Origin of the sequence: Pseudoalteromonas sp. NSLLW218 (assembly GCF_015864775.1) — a bacterium.
Taxonomy (GTDB): Bacteria; Pseudomonadota; Gammaproteobacteria; order Enterobacterales; family Alteromonadaceae; genus Pseudoalteromonas.
Genome location: NZ_JADYWO010000003.1, coordinates 96,350 through 114,631 on the forward strand (window position 1 = coordinate 96,350; position 18,282 = coordinate 114,631).

At 39.4% G+C, this 18,282-nt stretch carries 16 protein-coding genes; 5 read left to right on the forward strand and 11 right to left on the reverse strand.

Annotated features, from left to right (window positions below):
* Window positions 1-157: 157 nt before the first annotated feature.
* Both infC and thrS read right to left on the reverse strand, forming a co-directional pair.
* Complete coding sequence (gene infC, locus I6E80_RS05260; RefSeq protein ID WP_002960714.1) at window positions 158-718, reverse strand: translation initiation factor IF-3; 561 nt, start codon at window positions 716-718, stop codon at window positions 158-160.
* 59 nt (window positions 719-777) lie between these two features.
* Complete coding sequence (gene thrS / locus I6E80_RS05265) at window positions 778-2,688, reverse strand: threonine--tRNA ligase (protein WP_007582683.1); 1,911 nt, start codon at window positions 2,686-2,688, stop codon at window positions 778-780.
* 355 nt (window positions 2,689-3,043) lie between these two features.
* Here thrS and I6E80_RS05270 point away from each other — a divergent pair, with 355 nt between their 5' ends.
* Window positions 3,044-3,490: a DUF3010 family protein gene (locus I6E80_RS05270; protein WP_007582681.1), complete on the forward strand. Its 447-nt coding sequence runs from the start codon at window positions 3,044-3,046 to the stop codon at window positions 3,488-3,490.
* A 185-nt stretch (window positions 3,491-3,675) separates the two neighbouring features.
* Window positions 3,676-5,409 carry an AMP-binding protein gene (locus I6E80_RS05275; RefSeq protein WP_197184996.1) on the forward strand — a complete coding sequence of 578 codons (1,734 nt, stop codon included), beginning with the start codon at window positions 3,676-3,678 and terminating at the stop codon, window positions 5,407-5,409.
* A 101-nt stretch (window positions 5,410-5,510) separates the two neighbouring features.
* Here the strand turns inward: I6E80_RS05275 and hflX are convergent, their stop codons facing one another.
* The 7 genes from hflX to I6E80_RS05310 all read right to left on the reverse strand — a co-directional run bounded on the left by hflX (window position 5,511) and on the right by I6E80_RS05310 (window position 13,517).
* Window positions 5,511-6,863, reverse strand: coding sequence for a GTPase HflX (gene hflX / locus I6E80_RS05280; protein WP_170070985.1), 1,353 nt, complete (start codon window positions 6,861-6,863; stop codon window positions 5,511-5,513).
* A 175-nt stretch (window positions 6,864-7,038) separates the two neighbouring features.
* Window positions 7,039-8,391: an NADP-specific glutamate dehydrogenase gene (gene gdhA / locus I6E80_RS05285; RefSeq protein WP_197184997.1), complete on the reverse strand. Its 1,353-nt coding sequence runs from the start codon at window positions 8,389-8,391 to the stop codon at window positions 7,039-7,041.
* A 372-nt stretch (window positions 8,392-8,763) separates the two neighbouring features.
* The gene (locus I6E80_RS05290; RefSeq protein WP_170070987.1) at window positions 8,764-9,237 is read right to left on the reverse strand and encodes a DUF1456 family protein; all 474 of its coding nucleotides are present in this window, start codon (window positions 9,235-9,237) and stop codon (window positions 8,764-8,766) included.
* Between the two features lie 117 nt (window positions 9,238-9,354).
* Entirely contained in the window at window positions 9,355-10,599 is a 1,245-nt protein-coding gene (locus I6E80_RS05295) for a lipoprotein-releasing ABC transporter permease subunit (protein WP_182769663.1), read from the reverse strand.
* Window positions 10,589-11,287 (reverse strand): lipoprotein-releasing ABC transporter ATP-binding protein LolD, encoded by a 699-nt coding sequence (gene lolD / locus I6E80_RS05300; protein ID WP_197184998.1) that lies wholly within the window; start codon window positions 11,285-11,287, stop codon window positions 10,589-10,591. The genes I6E80_RS05295 and lolD overlap by 11 nt, the downstream gene beginning before the upstream one ends.
* Complete coding sequence (locus I6E80_RS05305; RefSeq protein ID WP_197184999.1) at window positions 11,280-12,497, reverse strand: lipoprotein-releasing ABC transporter permease subunit; 1,218 nt, start codon at window positions 12,495-12,497, stop codon at window positions 11,280-11,282. The genes lolD and I6E80_RS05305 overlap by 8 nt, the downstream gene beginning before the upstream one ends.
* 147 nt (window positions 12,498-12,644) lie before the next feature.
* Entirely contained in the window at window positions 12,645-13,517 is an 873-nt protein-coding gene (locus tag I6E80_RS05310; protein WP_197185000.1) for a LysR family transcriptional regulator, read from the reverse strand.
* A 133-nt stretch (window positions 13,518-13,650) separates the two neighbouring features.
* On the opposite strand from I6E80_RS05310, the gene I6E80_RS05315 reads away from it, so the two are divergent.
* Together I6E80_RS05315 and fghA are read left to right on the forward strand one after the other, a co-directional pair.
* Window positions 13,651-14,772: an S-(hydroxymethyl)glutathione dehydrogenase/class III alcohol dehydrogenase gene (locus I6E80_RS05315; protein ID WP_197185001.1), complete on the forward strand. Its 1,122-nt coding sequence runs from the start codon at window positions 13,651-13,653 to the stop codon at window positions 14,770-14,772.
* A 72-nt stretch (window positions 14,773-14,844) separates the two neighbouring features.
* Entirely contained in the window at window positions 14,845-15,687 is an 843-nt protein-coding gene (gene fghA / locus I6E80_RS05320) for an S-formylglutathione hydrolase (RefSeq protein WP_076923951.1), read from the forward strand.
* Here the strand turns inward: fghA and I6E80_RS05325 are convergent.
* Window positions 15,641-16,015, reverse strand: coding sequence for a hypothetical protein (locus I6E80_RS05325; protein WP_024600284.1), 375 nt, complete (start codon window positions 16,013-16,015; stop codon window positions 15,641-15,643). The genes fghA and I6E80_RS05325 overlap by 47 nt on opposite strands.
* A gap of 75 nt (window positions 16,016-16,090) precedes the next feature.
* Complete coding sequence (locus I6E80_RS05330; protein ID WP_331459325.1) at window positions 16,091-17,605, reverse strand: BCCT family transporter; 1,515 nt, start codon at window positions 17,603-17,605, stop codon at window positions 16,091-16,093.
* A gap of 213 nt (window positions 17,606-17,818) precedes the next feature.
* Between I6E80_RS05330 and I6E80_RS05335 the strand changes: the two genes are divergently transcribed.
* Window positions 17,819-18,235: an MgtC/SapB family protein gene (locus tag I6E80_RS05335; protein WP_024600286.1), complete on the forward strand. Its 417-nt coding sequence runs from the start codon at window positions 17,819-17,821 to the stop codon at window positions 18,233-18,235.
* Window positions 18,236-18,282: the final 47 nt, after the last annotated feature.

Below are 18,282 nucleotides of genomic sequence, written 5' to 3' on the forward strand. Positions count from 1 at the left end.
TTCTATAGCTCCACTTTTAGGCCTAACTTACTGCCATGTTCCGGTGAAGACCCAACATAAATGCCGCAATCTTACTTTAATACCGGTTAACTCAGGTGAATATTCGCATATTACTTGCAGACCTGAGCTAATTTCGGTGCGTATTATCGCTTAAAAATTATTTTTTAGCAACAGGCGCCATCATCATAACCATTTGGCGACCTTCAACACGATTTGGGAAAGACTCAACTACTGCAAGTTCTTCTAAATCGGCTTTGATACGGTTTAATAATTCTATACCAATTTCTTGGTGAGCCATTTCACGGCCACGGAAGCGGATCGTAATCTTAGCTTTATCGCCAGCTTCTAAGAACTTACGTAAGTTGCGAAGCTTAACCTGATAGTCACCTTCATCCGTACCAGGACGGAATTTGATTTCTTTAATCTGGATTTGCTTTTGCTTCTTTTTCTGCTCTTTTAGTTCTTTGCTTTTTTCAAAGATGAACTTACCGTAGTCCATGATTCTACAAACAGGCGGCTCAGCGTTTGGACTGATCTCAACAAGATCAACACCCGCTGCATCGGCCATAGTTTGCGCGTCTTGTAATGACTGAATTCCAGCTTGTTCGCCTTCAATGTCAATTAAACGAACTTCTTGCGCTGTAATTTCTTCGTTAATACGATTTTTTTGAGCTGTTTGTTGCCCTTTCTTGCCGCCTCTAATAGTACGTTCCTCCAAGAATATCAATAATATAAGCGTGTAATTGGCTGTTTGTTAATGCCTTACACGCTCGATTTTTACTGTCGATTTTTAATTTCTTCGCTAATTTTAGCTACAAAATCATCAACATTAAATTTGCCTAGGTCTTCACCTGTGCGAGTACGCACTGCTACTTCTTGTTGTTCAACTTCTTTATCGCCAACAACAAGTAAGTATGGAATACGCTTCAGTGTATGCTCACGGATTTTAAAGCCAATCTTCTCATTTCTCAAGTCAGCAGCGGCTCTAATTCCAAGTTTATTTAATTTTTGTACAACTTCTTTAACATAAGGAGCCTGTTTATCGGTAATATTCATAATTACCACTTGCTTTGGCGCAAGCCACGTTGGGAATAAACCAGCGTACTCTTCAGTTAAAATGCCAATAAAGCGTTCGATAGAACCTAAAATAGCACGATGTATCATTACAGGTGTACGACGTTCGTTATTTTCTGCTACATAAGTAGCGCCTAAACGACCCGGTAATGCAAAGTCTAATTGCACTGTACCACACTGCCACGCTCTGTCTAAACAATCGTATAAAGTAAATTCAATCTTCGGGCCATAAAACGCGCCTTCACCCGGAAGATAATCAAATTCAATATCGTTTAGCTTAAGTGCTTCGGCTAATGCAAGCTCAGCTTTATCCCACATATGGTCTTCACCAATGCGTTGTTCTGGGCGAGTAGATAGTTTAACTACAATCTTCTCAAATCCGAATGTCTCATATGTATCATAAACCATCTTAATACATGCTGAAACTTCGTCCATTATCTGCTCTTCAGTACAAAAAATGTGAGCATCATCTTGTGTAAAGCCACGTACACGCATTAAACCGTGTAGTGCACCTGATGGTTCATTACGATGACAACAACCAAATTCAGCCATACGAAGTGGTAAATCACGGTACGATTTTAAACCTTGGTTAAAGATTTGCACATGGCCTGGGCAGTTCATTGGTTTAATTGCGTATTCACGCTTTTCAGACTCAGTGGTAAACATTGCTTCTGAATACTTTTCCCAGTGACCTGATTTTTCCCAAAGTGAACGGTCCATCATCATTGGACCTTTTACTTCTTCGTACTCATATTCACGTAATTTTTCACGTACAAACTCTTCAAGCTCGCGGTAAATGCTCCAACCATCGTTGTGCCAAAATACCATGCCTGGCGCTTCTTCTTGCCAGTGCCATAAATCAAGCGCTTTACCAATACGACGGTGATCGCGTTTTTCAGCTTCTTCAAGGCGTTTTAAATACGCTTTAAGTTGCTTTTTATCGCCCCACGCTGTGCCGTAAATGCGTTGTAGCATTTTGTTTTCTGAATCACCGCGCCAATATGCACCCGCCACTTTCATTATTTTGAAGTTTTGGCAAAATTTCATGTTAGGCACGTGAGGTCCACGACACATGTCTACATATTCTTCGTGATGATATAACCCTGGGCGGTCATCTTTAGCGATGTTTTCGTCCAAAATTTCTATTTTGTATGTTTCGCCACGCGCTTCAAATGTATCGCGTGCTTCTTGCCAGCTTACTGTTTTTTTCACTACGTCGTAGTTTGTTTTTGCAAGTTGCAACATACGCTTTTCAATTGCTTCAAGATCATCTTGTGATAATGAATGTTCCATATCGATATCGTAGTAAAAACCGTTATCAATGGTAGGACCAATTGCCATTTTTGCGTCTGGGAAAAGTTGCTTAACTGCATGACCAATTAAGTGAGCACAAGAGTGACGAATGATTTCAAGGCCGTCATCGTCTTTTGCGGTGATGATCTCAAGGCGAGAGTCTTCACTAATTAAATCACATGCATCAACACGGTCGCCATTAACACGACCTGCAATGGTCGCTTTAGCTAAACCTGGACCAATATCGTTTGCAACATCAAGCGTACTTACAGGGTTTTCAAAACTACGTTGACTTCCGTCTGGAAGAGTAATAACTGGCATTATAAATCCTTACTACAGTGGTGACACCTACAATGTATCACGTGTATTTTTATTAAATTAAATGAGAATGGCTCGACAACGCTTTTACGAATAAGCATTGACTAATTAATGTAGATGACGAGTCTGTTCAACTACAAGGATATATTGTCGCGTGCTGTGCATTTAATTACAAGTTTAAAGGGGTGAAATCCTCCCGTTTTGAGCACTAAATGCAGCTTTTAGTGCAAAAAAAATCATTTAGTTAAAATATAAAAGCATCAACGCGCTAATTACGCACCTACAACTATACCTACACTCGCATTTTAATGTGCGTTGCGTATAATACTGCGTAATTAAGTTATTTTAGAGAATAGACATGAGAACATGTGGTGTAGAAATTACCGGTAGTGATGTACTACTTTGTATTTTAAGTAAAGATAATGACGTATTTGATATTCGCGATGTGCGCCAAACACGCTTTACCTTAGGTAACGGTAACGACACTGAAGTAATGCGTAAATTTCAATTCGATTTTGCAAAACTAATGCAAGATTACCAAATTGATTCTGTTGCAATCCGTGAGCGTCAGCCTAAAGGTAAATTTGCTGGCAGCGCGAAGGGATTCAAAATGGAAACTGCGATTCAATTAATCGACAATTTAGATGTACGTTTGTTTACCACAACTGAAATTAAAGAACAGGTAAAGCGTAATCCTATCCCTATTGATTTTGAAGAAACAGGCCTTAAAAAGTACCAAGAAAATGCTTTTGTAAATGCTTACGTTTACATCATGAAAAAAACATACCGCAGCGACGAAATGTAAACTCATTACTCGTTAAAAAACGCGTACTTACATTGTAAGGCGCGTTTTTTTGTGTCTAAAAAGTAGTATTAGCTTTTATTAATCTAATAATACATTAGTCTAACTGCACTTCTCTTTGTCGACAATATGTGTTTATTTTAACTTTGTAGTTTACATAACTCACACACATTTTCATGGAGAGAGCAATGCACACACACACTATTTCGGTAAAAGAAGTAGAACAAATAAATCACTTACCGTTATCGCAAAGCTATTTTAAAGGTATACAAAGTACACCTTTAACAAATTCGACTATCGGGGAGTACTTTGACTTTATTGTCGACAAAAACCCAGAGGCGTTAGCTGTTGTAGTTCATCATCAGGGTATTCGCTTAACGTATAGGGAATTTCAAAAAGAAGTTAATCAACTTGCTATGGGGTTGCTGGCACTTGGCGTGAAACCAGGAGAGCGCGTTGGTATTTGGTCTCCCAATAATATTGAATGGTGCTTAACCCAGTTTGCAACAGCTAAAATTGGCGCAATAATGGTGTGTATTAACCCTGCATATCGCCCTAACGAATTACAATACGCCTTAAATAGTGTTGAATGTTCAACCTTAATCACAGCATCAAACTTCAAAGGCAGTGATTATTTAGAAATGCTTAATAGTTTGGCTCCAGAGCTTGCAAGTTGCGATAAAAACAAACTTAATTTAAAAGCACTGCCCACTCTTAAAAATATAATTCGTATCGGTGATGAAGAATCTCCTGGTATGCATGCGTTTAATGATGTTATTAACTTGCCAACATCGGCACATGAGCTTGAATTAAAAGCGATTGGTGCAAACTTAAATGCAGAGCAAGATATCAATATCCAATTTACATCGGGTACAACAGGCAATCCAAAAGGCGCAACGCTTACGCATAAAAATATTTTAAATAATGCGTTATTTGTTGCTGAGTCTATGCATTTCACAAGCGATGACAAATTATGCATTCCGATCCCGCTGTATCATTGCTTTGCTATGGTACTAGGTAGCTTATTATGTGTTAGTAAAGGTGCTGCAGCCATTTATCCAGGTGATTCGTTCGATGCAAAAACAACCCTTGATGTAGTGCAACAAGAAGGCTGTACAGCGCTGCATGGTGTACCCACTATGTTTATTAGTGAGCTTGAACTAAGTAACTTTAACGATTACGACCTAAGTACTTTGCGCACGGGTGTAATGGCCGGTTCAACGTGCCCTGAGCAAGTAATGCGAAAAGTACAAACACAAATGAACATGCATCAAGTGCTCATTGCCTACGGGCAAACTGAGTGCAGCCCCATAAACAACATTACCGAAACAGATTCATCAATAGAGCGCCAAGTAACGACTGTTGGCCGTGCGCTTGCGCATACCGAGGTTAAAATTATTGACGAATTGGGTAACATTCAAAAAATTGGTCAACCTGGAGAAGTGTGTAGTAAAGGTGCAGGTATAATGCGCTGCTATTGGAATGACGAATCTAAAACAAAAGCCACAATAGATGACAGCGGTTGGCTGCACTCTGGTGATTTAGGTGTTATGGATACTGAAGGGTTTGTCACTATAGTCGGGCGTATTAAGGATATGATTATTCGCGGCGGCGAAAACATTTACCCGCGCGAAATAGAAGAAGTCCTTTACACTTACCCGGGCATTCAAGATGCAGCCATATTTGGTATAACAGATGAAAAGTATGGCGAGGAAGTATGCGCTTGGATCCAACCAAAAGAAGATGCGGTGCTGGATGAGCAAGCAGTTCGTGAGTTTTTGAAAGACAAACTAGCCTACTTTAAAATGCCACGACATATCCGTTTTGTAGAAAACTACCCAATGACAGTAACAGGTAAACTGCAAAAATTTAAAATGCGAGAGCAAATGCAAGAAGAGCTAAGCGATAAGGCTTTCTCTTAATTTCTCTTCTATGGAAAACCTGTATTGCGAATAATAAATCTACCTCAAGCAACTATTAAAAAGCACAGCCGATTGGCTGTGCTTTTTATGTTTTGAATTTATTATAAATCCAACATTCTCTTTTTTAAACGCTCTAAATCAATCGCACTTGAGCGTACTGTTAATTTAATATGGCTGTATTCATATTCTTCTTTAACAACACTCATACTCGATCGAATTTCGCCCACGATACCTTTGGCTGTGTACGGTATAACAACCTCTTCTTCAATCATGTCTTCTTGAGCAATATCAACAATATATTTATGTAGTTTACTAATGTCATCAGGGTTGCGCGTAGAGGTCATCATTGCATCAGGAAACTCATCCATTAGCGATTGCTGCTGCTCAGTACTTAATTGATCTGATTTATTCAGCACTAATAATTTTTTACTGCCTTCAACACCGACTTCTGCCAGTACTTTATGTACTACTTCAAGCTGTGAACGAAAAGAAGGGTCTGATGCATCAACCACATACAAAAGTAGCGACGCATCATGTGCTTCAGCGAGTGTTGAGTGAAACGAAGCAACCAAATCGTGTGGTAACTTTTTAATAAAACCAACTGTATCAGATACGAGTATACGAGGCTGTGTAATGGGATATAACGCACGAACTGTAGTATCTAGTGTAGCAAAAAGTTTGTTTTCGCCTTCCACATCACTGCCTGTAATTGCACGCATCATTGATGACTTACCAGCATTGGTATAACCAATTAAAGCTACTGAAAATAGCTCAGAGCGCTGCGTACGTCTGTCCATCATTACATCTTGAACACTAACAAGCTCACGCTTTAATTCTGCTAATTGATCGCGCACCTTACGGCGATTTAGCTCAAGGGTGGTTTCACCCGCCCCTTTACCCATTTGGCGTTCTTTATCACCTGTTGATGTTTCACGAAGACGAGGCGCGACATAATTAAGGCGAGCAATTTCAACTTGTAATTTTGCTGTTTTAGTTCGCGCATGGCGGCTAAATATTTCAATGATTATGCCTGTGCGGTCAAATACTTCTACACCTAACTGGTTCTCAACATTACGTAGCTGAGAAGGCGTTAAATCGCAATCAAATACTACAACATCGGCACACGCAAAATCTAAATCGTCTGATGGGATTTCTGACGGCATGTCAGATAATGGATCGTCATCAAGAACATTTTCATCTTCTTGCTCATCTGCAGCAGACCCTTTATTACCGGTAAGGTGCGCTATTTCTGCTAGTTTGCCTGAGCCAAGTACATTAACCTTTTGGGTAGAACTTTGCTTTTGCGATTGAGTACCTACTACTTTAAACCCTAAAGTAGTCACCAAGCGCGCAAGTTCTGCAAGCGACTCTGTAGCTTCGTCTCCTTTAAACTGTGGTGTGCTAATAGAAATAAGTAAGGCGTTTGGAAGTGATGCTTTTGCAGTTGTTTGCATAAATTTTTGTGTTAATGCACTAAGGTGCAAACCTATTTTTCATTCGAAAGTAAGTTGATCCTACGCTGTTATAGCTCAGCTTTATAGAGTTATAATTAACTAATCACGTTTATAACTAAATCTAGCCACAATTAGGTATAAATTTATGGCTAAATTTGGCACTCAATCGTATTTTTTATACTACGCCTTGCTCAATCATTGCATCGGCAACGCGCCTAAAGCCTGCAATATTAGCACCCAATAAAAGGTTTCCTGGCTCACCAAACTCTATCGCGGTATCGTTGGCTGTCACAAATATATTTTTCATAATTTGCTTTAGTTTCTCGTCAACCTCTTCAAAGGTCCAACTTTGCATACTCGCATTTTGTGCCATTTCTAATTGGCTTGTTGCAACGCCGCCAGCATTTGCGGCTTTACCTGGCCCATACGCAATTTTTGCAGCAATAAAGCTATTAATAGCCTCTTTAGTTGAAGGCATGTTTGCGCCTTCACTTACTAATAAACAGCCGCCAGATAATAATGCGTTAGCGTCTGCCTGTGTTAATTCATTTTGTGTGGCGCACGGAAATGCAGCGGCAGCATTAAAGCGCCAAACAGCATGCCCATCTTTAGGGTAGTCATTTACAGCAATATAAATAGCATCAGGATGAGTTTGTTTGTATACGCTCAAACAATCACGCGATTGCTCTTTCAAACATTTAATAAGATTTAAATCTATACCCGACTCATGATACACAGTGCCACGAGAGTCGCTGCAACTTACTGGTGTTGCACCCATTTGATAAAGTTTTTCCATAGCATAAATAGCAACATTACCTGCGCCCGAGACTAAGCAGCGCTTACCTTGTAGGCTATCACCGCGTGCTTGCAGCATGTAGTCAGCAAAATAAACAGCGCCGTATCCCGTAGCTTCTTTTCGTACAAGCGATCCACCCCACAATAAGCTTTTACCTGTTAAAACGCCTTCATAGCGACCAGTTAAACGTTTATATTGACCAAACAAGTAACCTATTTCTCTCGCCCCTACTCCAATGTCTCCAGCGGGTACGTCGGTTGTAGGGCCAATGTGGCGATAGAGCTCGCTCATAAATGATTGGCAAAAACGCATTATTTCAGCATCTGAGCGCCCTTTTGGATCAAAGTTTGCCCCGCCTTTACCACCACCGATTGGTAAACCTGTTAAAGCATTTTTAAATATTTGCTCAAACCCTAAAAATTTAATTATGCTGGCATTTACACTTGGGTGAAAACGTAAGCCACCTTTATAGGGGCCAAGTGCAGAGTTAAACTCAATTCTGTAGCCTTTATTTACCTGAATATTGCCTTCGTCATCAACCCAAGGAACTCTAAACATAATTTGGCGTTCGGGCTCTACTAAGCGTTGAATAATGGCATTTTTTTTGTATTTTTCTGAGTTTTCTAAGATCGGTTCGAGTGATTCAAGTACTTCTTCAACAGCTTGATAAAACTCACACTGGGCAGGACTACTATTTTTTAATTGTGCAATTGTGCTATGGATATAATTCATAATTATTCTTCCGTGTTAATAATAAAAGTATTTATCAGATGTTAAAGTAAACGTGATCAAGTTTATGACTCATGCTTTAAGGTCTTAATTTAATATAATTAACTGTTACCTTAGCATGGAAAGTTAAGATGTTTAACGTGCAGCACTTGAATTATTTTTGATTGGAAGCTTGATTTTTATTTATTAAAGATGAATTTAAATTCACAGCTGTACGTAAGTATTCATACAAGCTAAATTGTAATGTTTTCAAAAGGGAATTTTAGAAGTATTAGTTAGGTGTGGGTTTGTTTAAAAATATAAAAATTAATGGGTTTTATACTGCATTGCGCTCGCAAAAAACCCATTAACTAAAAGCTAATTAGCTAAAACCAGTTACTCAACAGACTCTTCTGGACGATGCTGCTTTTGTACGCCGGTTAAAAACAAGCGTAATATTTGATCGTTACAAACACGGTAATGTTTGTTATCTACTTTTCGAGAAAACGCGCTTAACTCATGTTTACTTAAATCAAAATCAACAAGTGCAAGTGTTGCTATAACATCTTCTGATTTCATGTTTAAAGCAATACGTAGCTTCATAAAAATAATATTGTTATTTAGCTTTTTCTCAGGCTCTGGCTGCTCACCTTCGCGTTTGCCACGTTGGGTATTAATAAACCCATTTAAAAAGCTAGCAAACTCAGTATCACTTATTGGGGTAAAAGCCTCTTCACCTTCTTTAGTTAACCATGCAATTACTTGCTCTTTAGTGACCGTATGCTCTGCTGATGCAAAAACATTGACCATAGCAGTATCAGTTAAGTTAAAAGTGTAGCGAATGCGGCGTAAAATATCGTTATTAGTCAAAGTAAATCCCAAAGTGAGGTATAGCAACCAAGCAGTTATTGCTTAATTTTAAATAAGCACCTAGTTTAACAGGTTTACTAATACCACCCTATTAATTTTTATTTAAGCTTCATATACCTAGTTACCTAGCACCTTGGCAGGATCTACGCGCGTTGCTTGCCATGCAGGATAAATAGTGGCAAGTATCGCAAGCACAAACGTAACAATTACTGTAATACCAATATCTTCAAGTACTAATTTACTTGGTAAAAACTCTATAAAATAAACACCCTCAAGTGGATTAGCTCCAAATAATTGGCTTATCCACGTAAAAAGCTCACTTATATTAAGCGCTAATACCACACCAATTAGTGTTCCTAGTGCCACGCCTACAAATGCTTGCATTAAGCCCTGCATTACAAAGGTGGCTAAAATAGTGCTGTCTTTCGCGCCCATGGTTTTTAAAATAGCAATATTGCCTTGTTTTTCGCGCACTTCCATCACCAAGGAAGACACAATATTAAAACTAGCTACTGCAATAATTAAAAACACCACAATATAAACAATGGTACGTACCATTTGAATATCTTGATACAGGCTGCCTTGCGTTCTAAACCAACTAGAAATATACACATAGTCGTCAATAGTTTGGCCCACTTTTAACGCTATTTGATGCGCTGAAAATACATCATCAACACTTAATCGCAGCCCTGTGACTTGAGTCTCGTCGTAACCCAATGCTTGCTGCGCTTTGTTAATATGTATAAACGCAGCGGTACTATCAATCGGCCCGCCCATTTCTATAACACCTGCAAGATTAAGTGTTACGCGTTTAGGCGCTAGTAACGACTGACCTTTTTGACTAATTTGCGGAATAAGTAACGTAATGTTGTCGCCTACTTTGGCATCTAACTGTTTTACTATTTGCTTGCCTAAGATAACGTCATCAAAGCCTAACTGGCTCACTAATTTACCACTGGTAAACTGGTTTACCGCCGATACATTACTCTCAAGCGATGGCTCTACACCACGAATTTCAACTGCTTTTAACTGGCTTTTATATTGCGCCATCCCATTTACAGCAATAAATGGCGCAGCCCCTGTTACATGCGGTTGTGTTTGTAAATCCTCAACCTTTTGCGACCAATTCGCGATGGGTCTACTTGGTGCTACATATTCAACCTGCGGTACAACACTTAGTAAGCGGTGTACTAGTTGCTGCTCAAAGCCATTAATTACAGACAGCGCCACAATTAAAACCGCGACACCTAATAAAATACCAATAGTCGATGCTTTAGCGATAAAACTAACAAAGCCGTTTTTTTCGTCTTTATGGCCTGAGTAAGCTCTAAAGCGTTTACTTAAAAATGCACTAAGCAACATACTGCGACTCTTTAATAGCTAGTTTTCCATCATCTAAATACGCTATTTTACCCAGCTTATCGGCAAGCTCTAAATCGTGTGTAACCACTACAAAACTCGTGTTTAAACTTTGGTTTAGCTCGTTAATTAAATCGTAAATTTTAATCGCATTTTGTTTATCTAAATTACCGGTTGGCTCATCAGCAAGCACAAGCGCAGGTTTTGTAACCAGTGCACGGGCAATAGCCACGCGTTGGCGCTCTCCACCAGAAAGCGCAGACGGTTTATGCGAGCTGCGATGTGCAAGGCCTACTTTTTCGAGCATATCGAGCGCTTGTACTTTGGCCTCTTTTGCACTTAAACCTTTAATTAATAATGGCATAGCTACGTTTTCTACCGCGCTAAACTCCATTAATAAATGATGAAATTGATAGATAAACCCTAAATTTTGGTTTCTAAATGCGGCTTGCTCTGTTCGCGAAAGCTTGGCAACTTCTTGGTTTTTGATTTTAGCGCTACCTGAGCTTGCGGTATCTAATGTGCCAAGTATGTGTAAAAGCGTACTTTTACCAGAACCAGAGCTACCCACAATCGCGAGCATTTCGCCCTGCTGAAGTGCTAAATCAACACCTTTTAATACTTCAACTTGGTTGTTGCCGTCTTGATAAACCTTACTTAAATTTTCACAACTAATAACTAAATCATTCATAACGTAATACCTCTGCTGGTTTTACTTTTGCGGCTTTACGCGCAGGATATAAGGTAGCTAAAAAGCTCATAGCAATACTGGCAAACGCTATTATTACTAAACTCAAAATATCAAATTTTACCGGAAGCTCTATACCCGCCAATAAGTTTAAACCCACTAATGCAAGTAACTCATTTATATACAAACTAAATATAACACCTAAAAACGCACCTATTGCAGTACCTATTACACCGTTATATAGGCCTTGCACCATAAACACTTTTTGCACTTGCGAAGGTGTTAAACCTAACGTTTGTAGTATGGCTACCTCGCCTTGTTTTTCACTCACCATCATGGTTAAAGCCGATACAATATTAAACACAGCCACCAATACAATAAGTGCAAGCAACATCGACATAATGCGTTTTTCCATTGCAACGGCTGCAAATAAAGTCCCTTGAGTACTGCGCCAATCACTATAATTATGATCTTTTAAGATAAGCTGGCTTGCTTCAATAAATTCATCTAGCACGAACGGTTCATGCAACGAGATACTTAAATTAGGGGCGGTGTTTTTATCGAGCTTAAGCACGCGTTGCAGCGAAGCGCCACTGGTAAACGCAAGTGCCATATCGATTTCAGAGCCGGTTTCGTATATTGCGGCAACTTTAAATAAACGCTGGCTAGGTACTCGCCCAAGTGGTGTATATGTTGAAGCATTAGGCATAATAACGCGCAGCTTATCACCCACGCTAACGCCTAATTTACGGCTCAAATAACGGCTTATAGCAATACTGTAGTTTTTGTTAAGTACGGTTTTCCAATCGCCTTGCACTATTTTGTCGGTAATTTTATATAAAGAGCCGTTATCGTCGTAAAGGCCTTGCAGTAACACGCCGTGTAAATCTTTATTAGTTTGTAAAATAGCTTCGCCGTGGCGATATAAGCTTACATGGTCAACATAGGGAGATTGTTCGAGATCGGTTTTTAGGTCATTCATTTGTGTAGCGGTATGTGCTTCCGCTTTTATTTCAACGTGAGGAATAAGCCCTAGCATGTTCGTTTTTAAGCTATTTTCAAAGCCATTCATTACACTGCTGACCGTAAATAAAGCCATTAAACCAATAGCGATACCGGCAATAGAAAAAAACGATATAAAGGATATAAACGCATTTCCCTTAGAGGAACGACTGTATCTAAGCCCTATAAATAAGCTAACCGGTTGAAACATATTATTTTTAACACTTATCGTAAAAGTATTGAGCAATAGTAGCACGAAAAAAGTGCCTTTGGGTATGGCGTAAAATGTAAGAAATAATTTAAAAATCTGATACTTGGCTATATTTACAGCAATACATGCTTAACCATTAATTCGCGGTTAATTTTTAAGCCCTTTAACTAAATAATCGAGTAAAACGCGTACATTAGTGGCCACAAACTGCCTTGGTGGATACACGCCCCATACGCCCTCTTGCTGTGGTTGATAAGCCGTTAGAATAGGGACCAGTTCTCCAGAGGAAATTTCGTTGCCAATGTAGTAGTCGGGTAACTGTACAATACCCAACCCTTTTTTTGCTCCATCTACCAGTGCCCAACCGCTGTTACACTGCAATCGGCCCGCAATTTTAATGTGTTTATCACGATTGTTTTCGTTTACGCGCCAATAACGACTATTGCCAACCAAGCATTGATGATTATTTAATTCACCTAAAGTATGTGGCTCACCAAATCGCGTTAAATACTGTGGCGCGGCGCACATAATAAAACGCCTTGCACTTAACCTGCGTGCTTTTAAGCTTGAATCTTTTAGATGCCCTAACCTTATTGCTAAATCAAAGCCGCCTTCTAGCAAATTTTCTTGCTCGTTGCTTAATGTGGCAACCACTTCTACCTCAGGATGGTCATACATAAAGTTATTCACTAAAGGCATTATGAACGTTTCCCCGTACATAACCGGAGCAGTGAGTTTAATTTTACCCTTTGGTGTAGTTTGGTGCGTGGCAAGACCTTGCGTTGCTTCATCCATAGCATATTGTAAATGCTTTATTTGATGTAAATACGCTTCACCCTCTTTGGTCAAAACGACTTTACGGGTTGTACGGGTTAAAAGTTGAGTATTTAAACGTTGCTCAAGCGCTGTTACATGGCGGCTAATATGCGCAACCGAAAGCCCTAGCGTTTTAGCAGCTGCGGTAAAGCTGCCCTCTTCACCTACCGCTATAAACTCATCTATCCCATCCCAACGCGCCATTATTACCATACTGTAAAAGTGTTTTAATAAATCAGAGATTATCATTGTTTGAGAAACAAATACAATACGCGCATCACCCAAGCAAATTGGGTCTACAATTATTTTTTAATAGCCAGTTAAAGGAAATAAAAACATGTCTGAATTTATTAAATCAAAAGCTGCCATTGCTTGGGGTCCTAATCAACCACTTAGTGTTGAGGAAGTTGATGTAATGATGCCTAAAAAAGGCGAAGTAATGGTAAAAATTATCGCTACTGGTGTATGTCATACCGATGCATTTACATTATCGGGTGAAGATCCTGAAGGCATATTTCCTGCTATTTTAGGCCATGAAGGCGCTGGTGTTGTCTATGCCGTTGGCGAAGGCGTAACCAGTGTTGAAGTTGGGGACCATGTTATTCCTCTATACACTGCTGAATGTGGCGTATGTAAAATGTGTACTTCAGGTAAAACTAACCTGTGTTCAGCAGTGCGCGAAACACAAGGTAAAGGCCTAATGCCAGACGGCACAACACGCTTTTTTAAAGACGGCCAACCAATTTATCACTACATGGGTACATCAACGTTCTCTGAGTACACTGTATTACCAGAAATTTCACTCGCTAAAGTAAATAAAGAAGCATCACTAGAAGAGATTTGCTTACTAGGCTGTGGTGTAACAACAGGTATGGGTGCAGTAACAAATACAGCTAACGTAAAACCTGGTGATACGGTTGCTATATTCGGCTTAGGCGGTATTGGTTTATCAGCCATTATTGGCGCAAAAATGGCTGGTGCGGGTCGTATTATTGGTGTTGATATAAACACCACTAAATTCGATTTAGCAACAAAACTTGGTGCAACTGATTTAATTAATCCAAAAGATTTCGACAAGCCAATTCAAGAAGTTATTGTTGAAATGACTGACGGTGGCGTTGACTACTCGTTTGAATGTATTGGTAATGTTGATGTTATGCGCTCAGCGCTTGAGTGTTGTCATAAAGGTTGGGGCGAATCGGTAATTATTGGTGTAGCCGGTGCTGGCCAAGAAATATCAACCCGTCCGTTTCAACTGGTAACTGGGCGTGTATGGCGTGGCAGTGCATTTGGTGGCGTTAAGGGCCGTTCACAACTACCTGAAATAGTAGAGCGTTATATGGCTGGCGAATTTGCTCTTAACGACTTTATTACCCATACAATGGGCCTTGAAGATATTAATGAAGCGTTTGATTTAATGCATGAAGGTAAAAGTATTCGTACAGTCATTCATTACTAATAAACGACATTCGTAAAATAGCTTATTAACAAGCCGTAATACTTTTAAGTTTACGGCTTTTAAGGATTAAGTATGTTAGAAAATATTTCAAGTGTAAAAGTGTCTGGCGGTTGGCATAAACAATATACTCACAGCTCGCAAAGTACACATTGTACTATGCGCTTTGCCGTGTTTTTACCCCCTGGCGCAAGTGAAGCCAATAAAGTACCGGTACTTTATTGGCTATCAGGTTTAACTTGTACTGACGAAAATTTTATGCAAAAAGCCGGCGCATTTAAAAAAGCTGCCGAGCTGGGTATTGCTATTGTAGCGCCTGACACTAGCCCGCGCGGCGAAAACGTACCCAACGAAGACAGCTACGACTTTGCTCAAGGTGCTGGCTTTTACGTAAATGCTACGCAAGCTCCTTACAACACCCATTTTAATATGTACGATTATATTGTTAGTGAGTTACCAGCACTTATAGAACAACATTTTCCGGTAACAAGCACAAAAGCAATTAGCGGTCACTCTATGGGCGGGCATGGTGCATTAATGGTTGCACTTAAAAACCCGACTGCGTTTGTAAGTGCCTCGGCTTTTAGCCCTATTGTAAATCCGATTGAATGCCCTTGGGGTGTAAAAGCATTTACTGGTTATTTAGGAAATGATAAAGCGCTTTGGTCACAATATGACAGCTGCGAGTTAATGAAAAGCGCAGAGCAAGCTAATTACTTACCCATGTTAGTGAGTCAGGGTGATGCTGATGGCTTTTTACAAGAGCAACTTAAGCCAGAAAACCTAGTCGCTATTGCTGATAAAAAAGGCTACCCGCTTACACTTGAAATGCAAGCCGGCTACGATCATAGCTACTTTTTTATAAGCAGCTTTATTGACCAACACTTATTATTTCATCATCAGTTTTTAACTGCTTAGACTCAGTAGTGTGTAGAGATGACTTTTCTACCTCTACACACTCTTTTAGACTTTTAGTGACCTGCCTACATACTTGCGTTGTAGTGCTTTCCCCTTTTACTAGGCTAACAAGAGCCGAATCTATCTTTAATCCCATATCAGTAAAGTTAAATCCGTTTTTATCTGAGGGTACTGGCTCTAGTGGGTTTTTATAAGGTGTTGACTGCGCAGGGCTAATACTATTTTTATCATTACGCGCCTGAGATTGTGCTTGGCCGTCAATAATAGCGCCGGCAACTGTGCAGCCACAAAGGTAAAAAACTGACAAAAATACAATAAACGTTCTCATCATTCATCCTAATCAAAATATTACCTAAATTGTATACGCTTTTTATTTTAACTCTGTAAAAATATGTAGGCATAATTACCTGAACTCATTTATAAACTCTTTTGTAAAACCCACCAGCTGTAAAATAAAAATAATCAAAAAAGGAAGCGCGCCAATAATAGCAACGCTTCTGTTTAATGGTTCATTGTTTTGTACTAACAAAACAAAAGCGCATAACCCTAGTGCAAACGACCAAGCATACAAACTCCATGTTTGAGCTTCACTTGCACCACTTAATTCACGAATTACCAAAACAGCAGAGTCCGCTGATGTGGCTACAAAAATGAGTAAAAGTAATAAACTTGACCAAATTAATAGACCGCCTTGCCACCCTAATTGCTCGAAAAATACAAACAGCCCTTGTGTATAATCAGCTTTAATAGCCGCTAAAATGCCTGCATTGTGCGTTTGATCCCAGGAAATTGCAGAGCCCGAAAACACACTAAACCATATAATAGTCACAAAGGTTGGTACAAATACAACACCTACAATATATTGCCAAACCGGCCGTCCTTGGCTAATTTTTGCCAAAAACACACCAACAAACGGGCCCCAAGCTAACCACCAAAAATAGTAATTGTATGTCCAACCTGTTGCCCATGCGGGGTCATTAAGTACGCTTTCAAACTGCCATGTACCTGTGGTTATAAGCTGAATGTAATCCCATGTTCCGCCTATCGCTATGTCTATAATTGGCTGTATAGGCACAAAAATTAATAGCCATGCTATAAGTGCAAAGGCTAAAAACATATTAAACTTACTAAGAGTTTGAATGCCTTTTTTAAGCCCCAACTTTGCAGAAATGGTATAAAGCAGTGCAATTAAAAAAATAATAATAAACCCCGAAAGTAAAGCAGATTCAACCCCTAGCTCAAGCTCAAGCCCTTTACGCAGTAATAAAGTTGAATTAGCAATTGTGCCCACTACACCAAAAAATATTGCAAGTATGGCAATTAATTTAATGCTAAAGCTCAGCTGTAACTGCCAAGCCCGATTAATAACGCCTTTAGTTGCACTGATCACAGGAGCACTAATATCGCCCGCTTTACCACTATTACGAGTAAGCCCACCTAATAACAAGCCAAATACTGCATAGAGCGCCCATGCATGCGCGCCCCAATTAACTAAGGTAAGCGCCAAACCACTTGTTTGGTGGTTGGGATACAAGCTTTGCTTTAAAGGCGAGTTAACCGTGTGTAGTGCAGGCTCTGCTACTCCCCAAAATATAAGTCCTGAGCCCATCCCTGCTGCAAACAACATAGAAAGCCAACCAAAGGTACTAAACTCAACAAGTGCTTGCGCTCCTCCTATTTTTCGTTGCCCTAATGGGCTTATAGCAATAGCTATCACAGAAAAAAGTAACAAGTTTACCAATATAAAAAATGGCGACCCTAAATAACCTAAAATTTTATTAATAGCGGGTTGTAAGTGCTCTGTGAGTAATTCAGGAAATAAAAAAGCAATAACAGATAACCCAACGCAAAATAGTAAGGCTGTTTTTTCAAGCTTAGTGGGTGTGCTTAATGTTTTATTTAAAGGCAAGAGATTCACATAGGTGTCTTTTAGTCTGGATAAAAGAATACGAGGCTTTAAAACTCAGATCAAATTAACTATTGCGTAAAATAGTAATAAAAACATGTAAAAGTTTCTTCAATAATTCTTATTAAATGCAGATGTCAAAAATAAGCCATTGATTATTAACCATTTATACCATGGCTTGCTGTTTGCTTATTATTAACAAAATTAACCAGCACAGGCTCAATAATGGAAATTGATTTACAGTGGAATGAAATCATCGATAATTTAATACATTTAGGTATTGCTTACCTACTTGCACTACCCATGGCTTACGACAGAGAGCGTAGTCATGATGGCGCAGGGCTTAGAACCTTTCCGCTTGTTGCGGTAGCATCATGCGGGTATGCACTCATTGCTATGTCGGTTTTAGATGGTGCAGAAGCTCAATCAAAAATGTTGCAAGGTATAATTACTGGTATTGGTTTTATTGGCGGTGGCGCAATTTTAAAAAATAACCGTACTACCTCAGGCACTGCAACCGCAGCCAGTATTTGGAATATGGGCTTAATTGGTATAGCTGTAGCCTATAGCCGTTACGAAATAGCCATTTTACTTGCCATTATTAATTTTATAACGCTTAGGTATGTAAAAAAGTTTAAGTGATAGTTTTTTAATAAGTATTGCAGCAAAATTTCAATGCTTTGTTTGAA

Coding starts and splice junctions, on each gene's coding strand:
- I6E80_RS05270 (WP_007582681.1), top strand. CDS start 3,044: ATGAGAACATGTGGTGTAGAAATTACCGGTAGTGATGTACTACTTTGT.
- I6E80_RS05335 (WP_024600286.1), top strand. CDS start 17,819: ATGGAAATTGATTTACAGTGGAATGAAATCATCGATAATTTAATACAT.
- thrS (WP_007582683.1), bottom strand. CDS start 2,688: ATGCCAGTTATTACTCTTCCAGACGGAAGTCAACGTAGTTTTGAAAAC.
- I6E80_RS05315 (WP_197185001.1), top strand. CDS start 13,651: ATGTCTGAATTTATTAAATCAAAAGCTGCCATTGCTTGGGGTCCTAAT.
- I6E80_RS05310 (WP_197185000.1), bottom strand. CDS start 13,517: ATGGCGCGTTGGGATGGGATAGATGAGTTTATAGCGGTAGGTGAAGAG.
- I6E80_RS05305 (WP_197184999.1), bottom strand. CDS start 12,497: ATGTTTCAACCGGTTAGCTTATTTATAGGGCTTAGATACAGTCGTTCC.
- I6E80_RS05275 (WP_197184996.1), top strand. CDS start 3,676: ATGCACACACACACTATTTCGGTAAAAGAAGTAGAACAAATAAATCAC.
- lolD (WP_197184998.1), bottom strand. CDS start 11,287: ATGAATGATTTAGTTATTAGTTGTGAAAATTTAAGTAAGGTTTATCAA.
- I6E80_RS05325 (WP_024600284.1), bottom strand. CDS start 16,015: ATGAGAACGTTTATTGTATTTTTGTCAGTTTTTTACCTTTGTGGCTGC.
- I6E80_RS05295 (WP_182769663.1), bottom strand. CDS start 10,599: ATGTTGCTTAGTGCATTTTTAAGTAAACGCTTTAGAGCTTACTCAGGC.
- hflX (WP_170070985.1), bottom strand. CDS start 6,863: ATGCAAACAACTGCAAAAGCATCACTTCCAAACGCCTTACTTATTTCT.
- fghA (WP_076923951.1), top strand. CDS start 14,845: ATGTTAGAAAATATTTCAAGTGTAAAAGTGTCTGGCGGTTGGCATAAA.
- gdhA (WP_197184997.1), bottom strand. CDS start 8,391: ATGAATTATATCCATAGCACAATTGCACAATTAAAAAATAGTAGTCCT.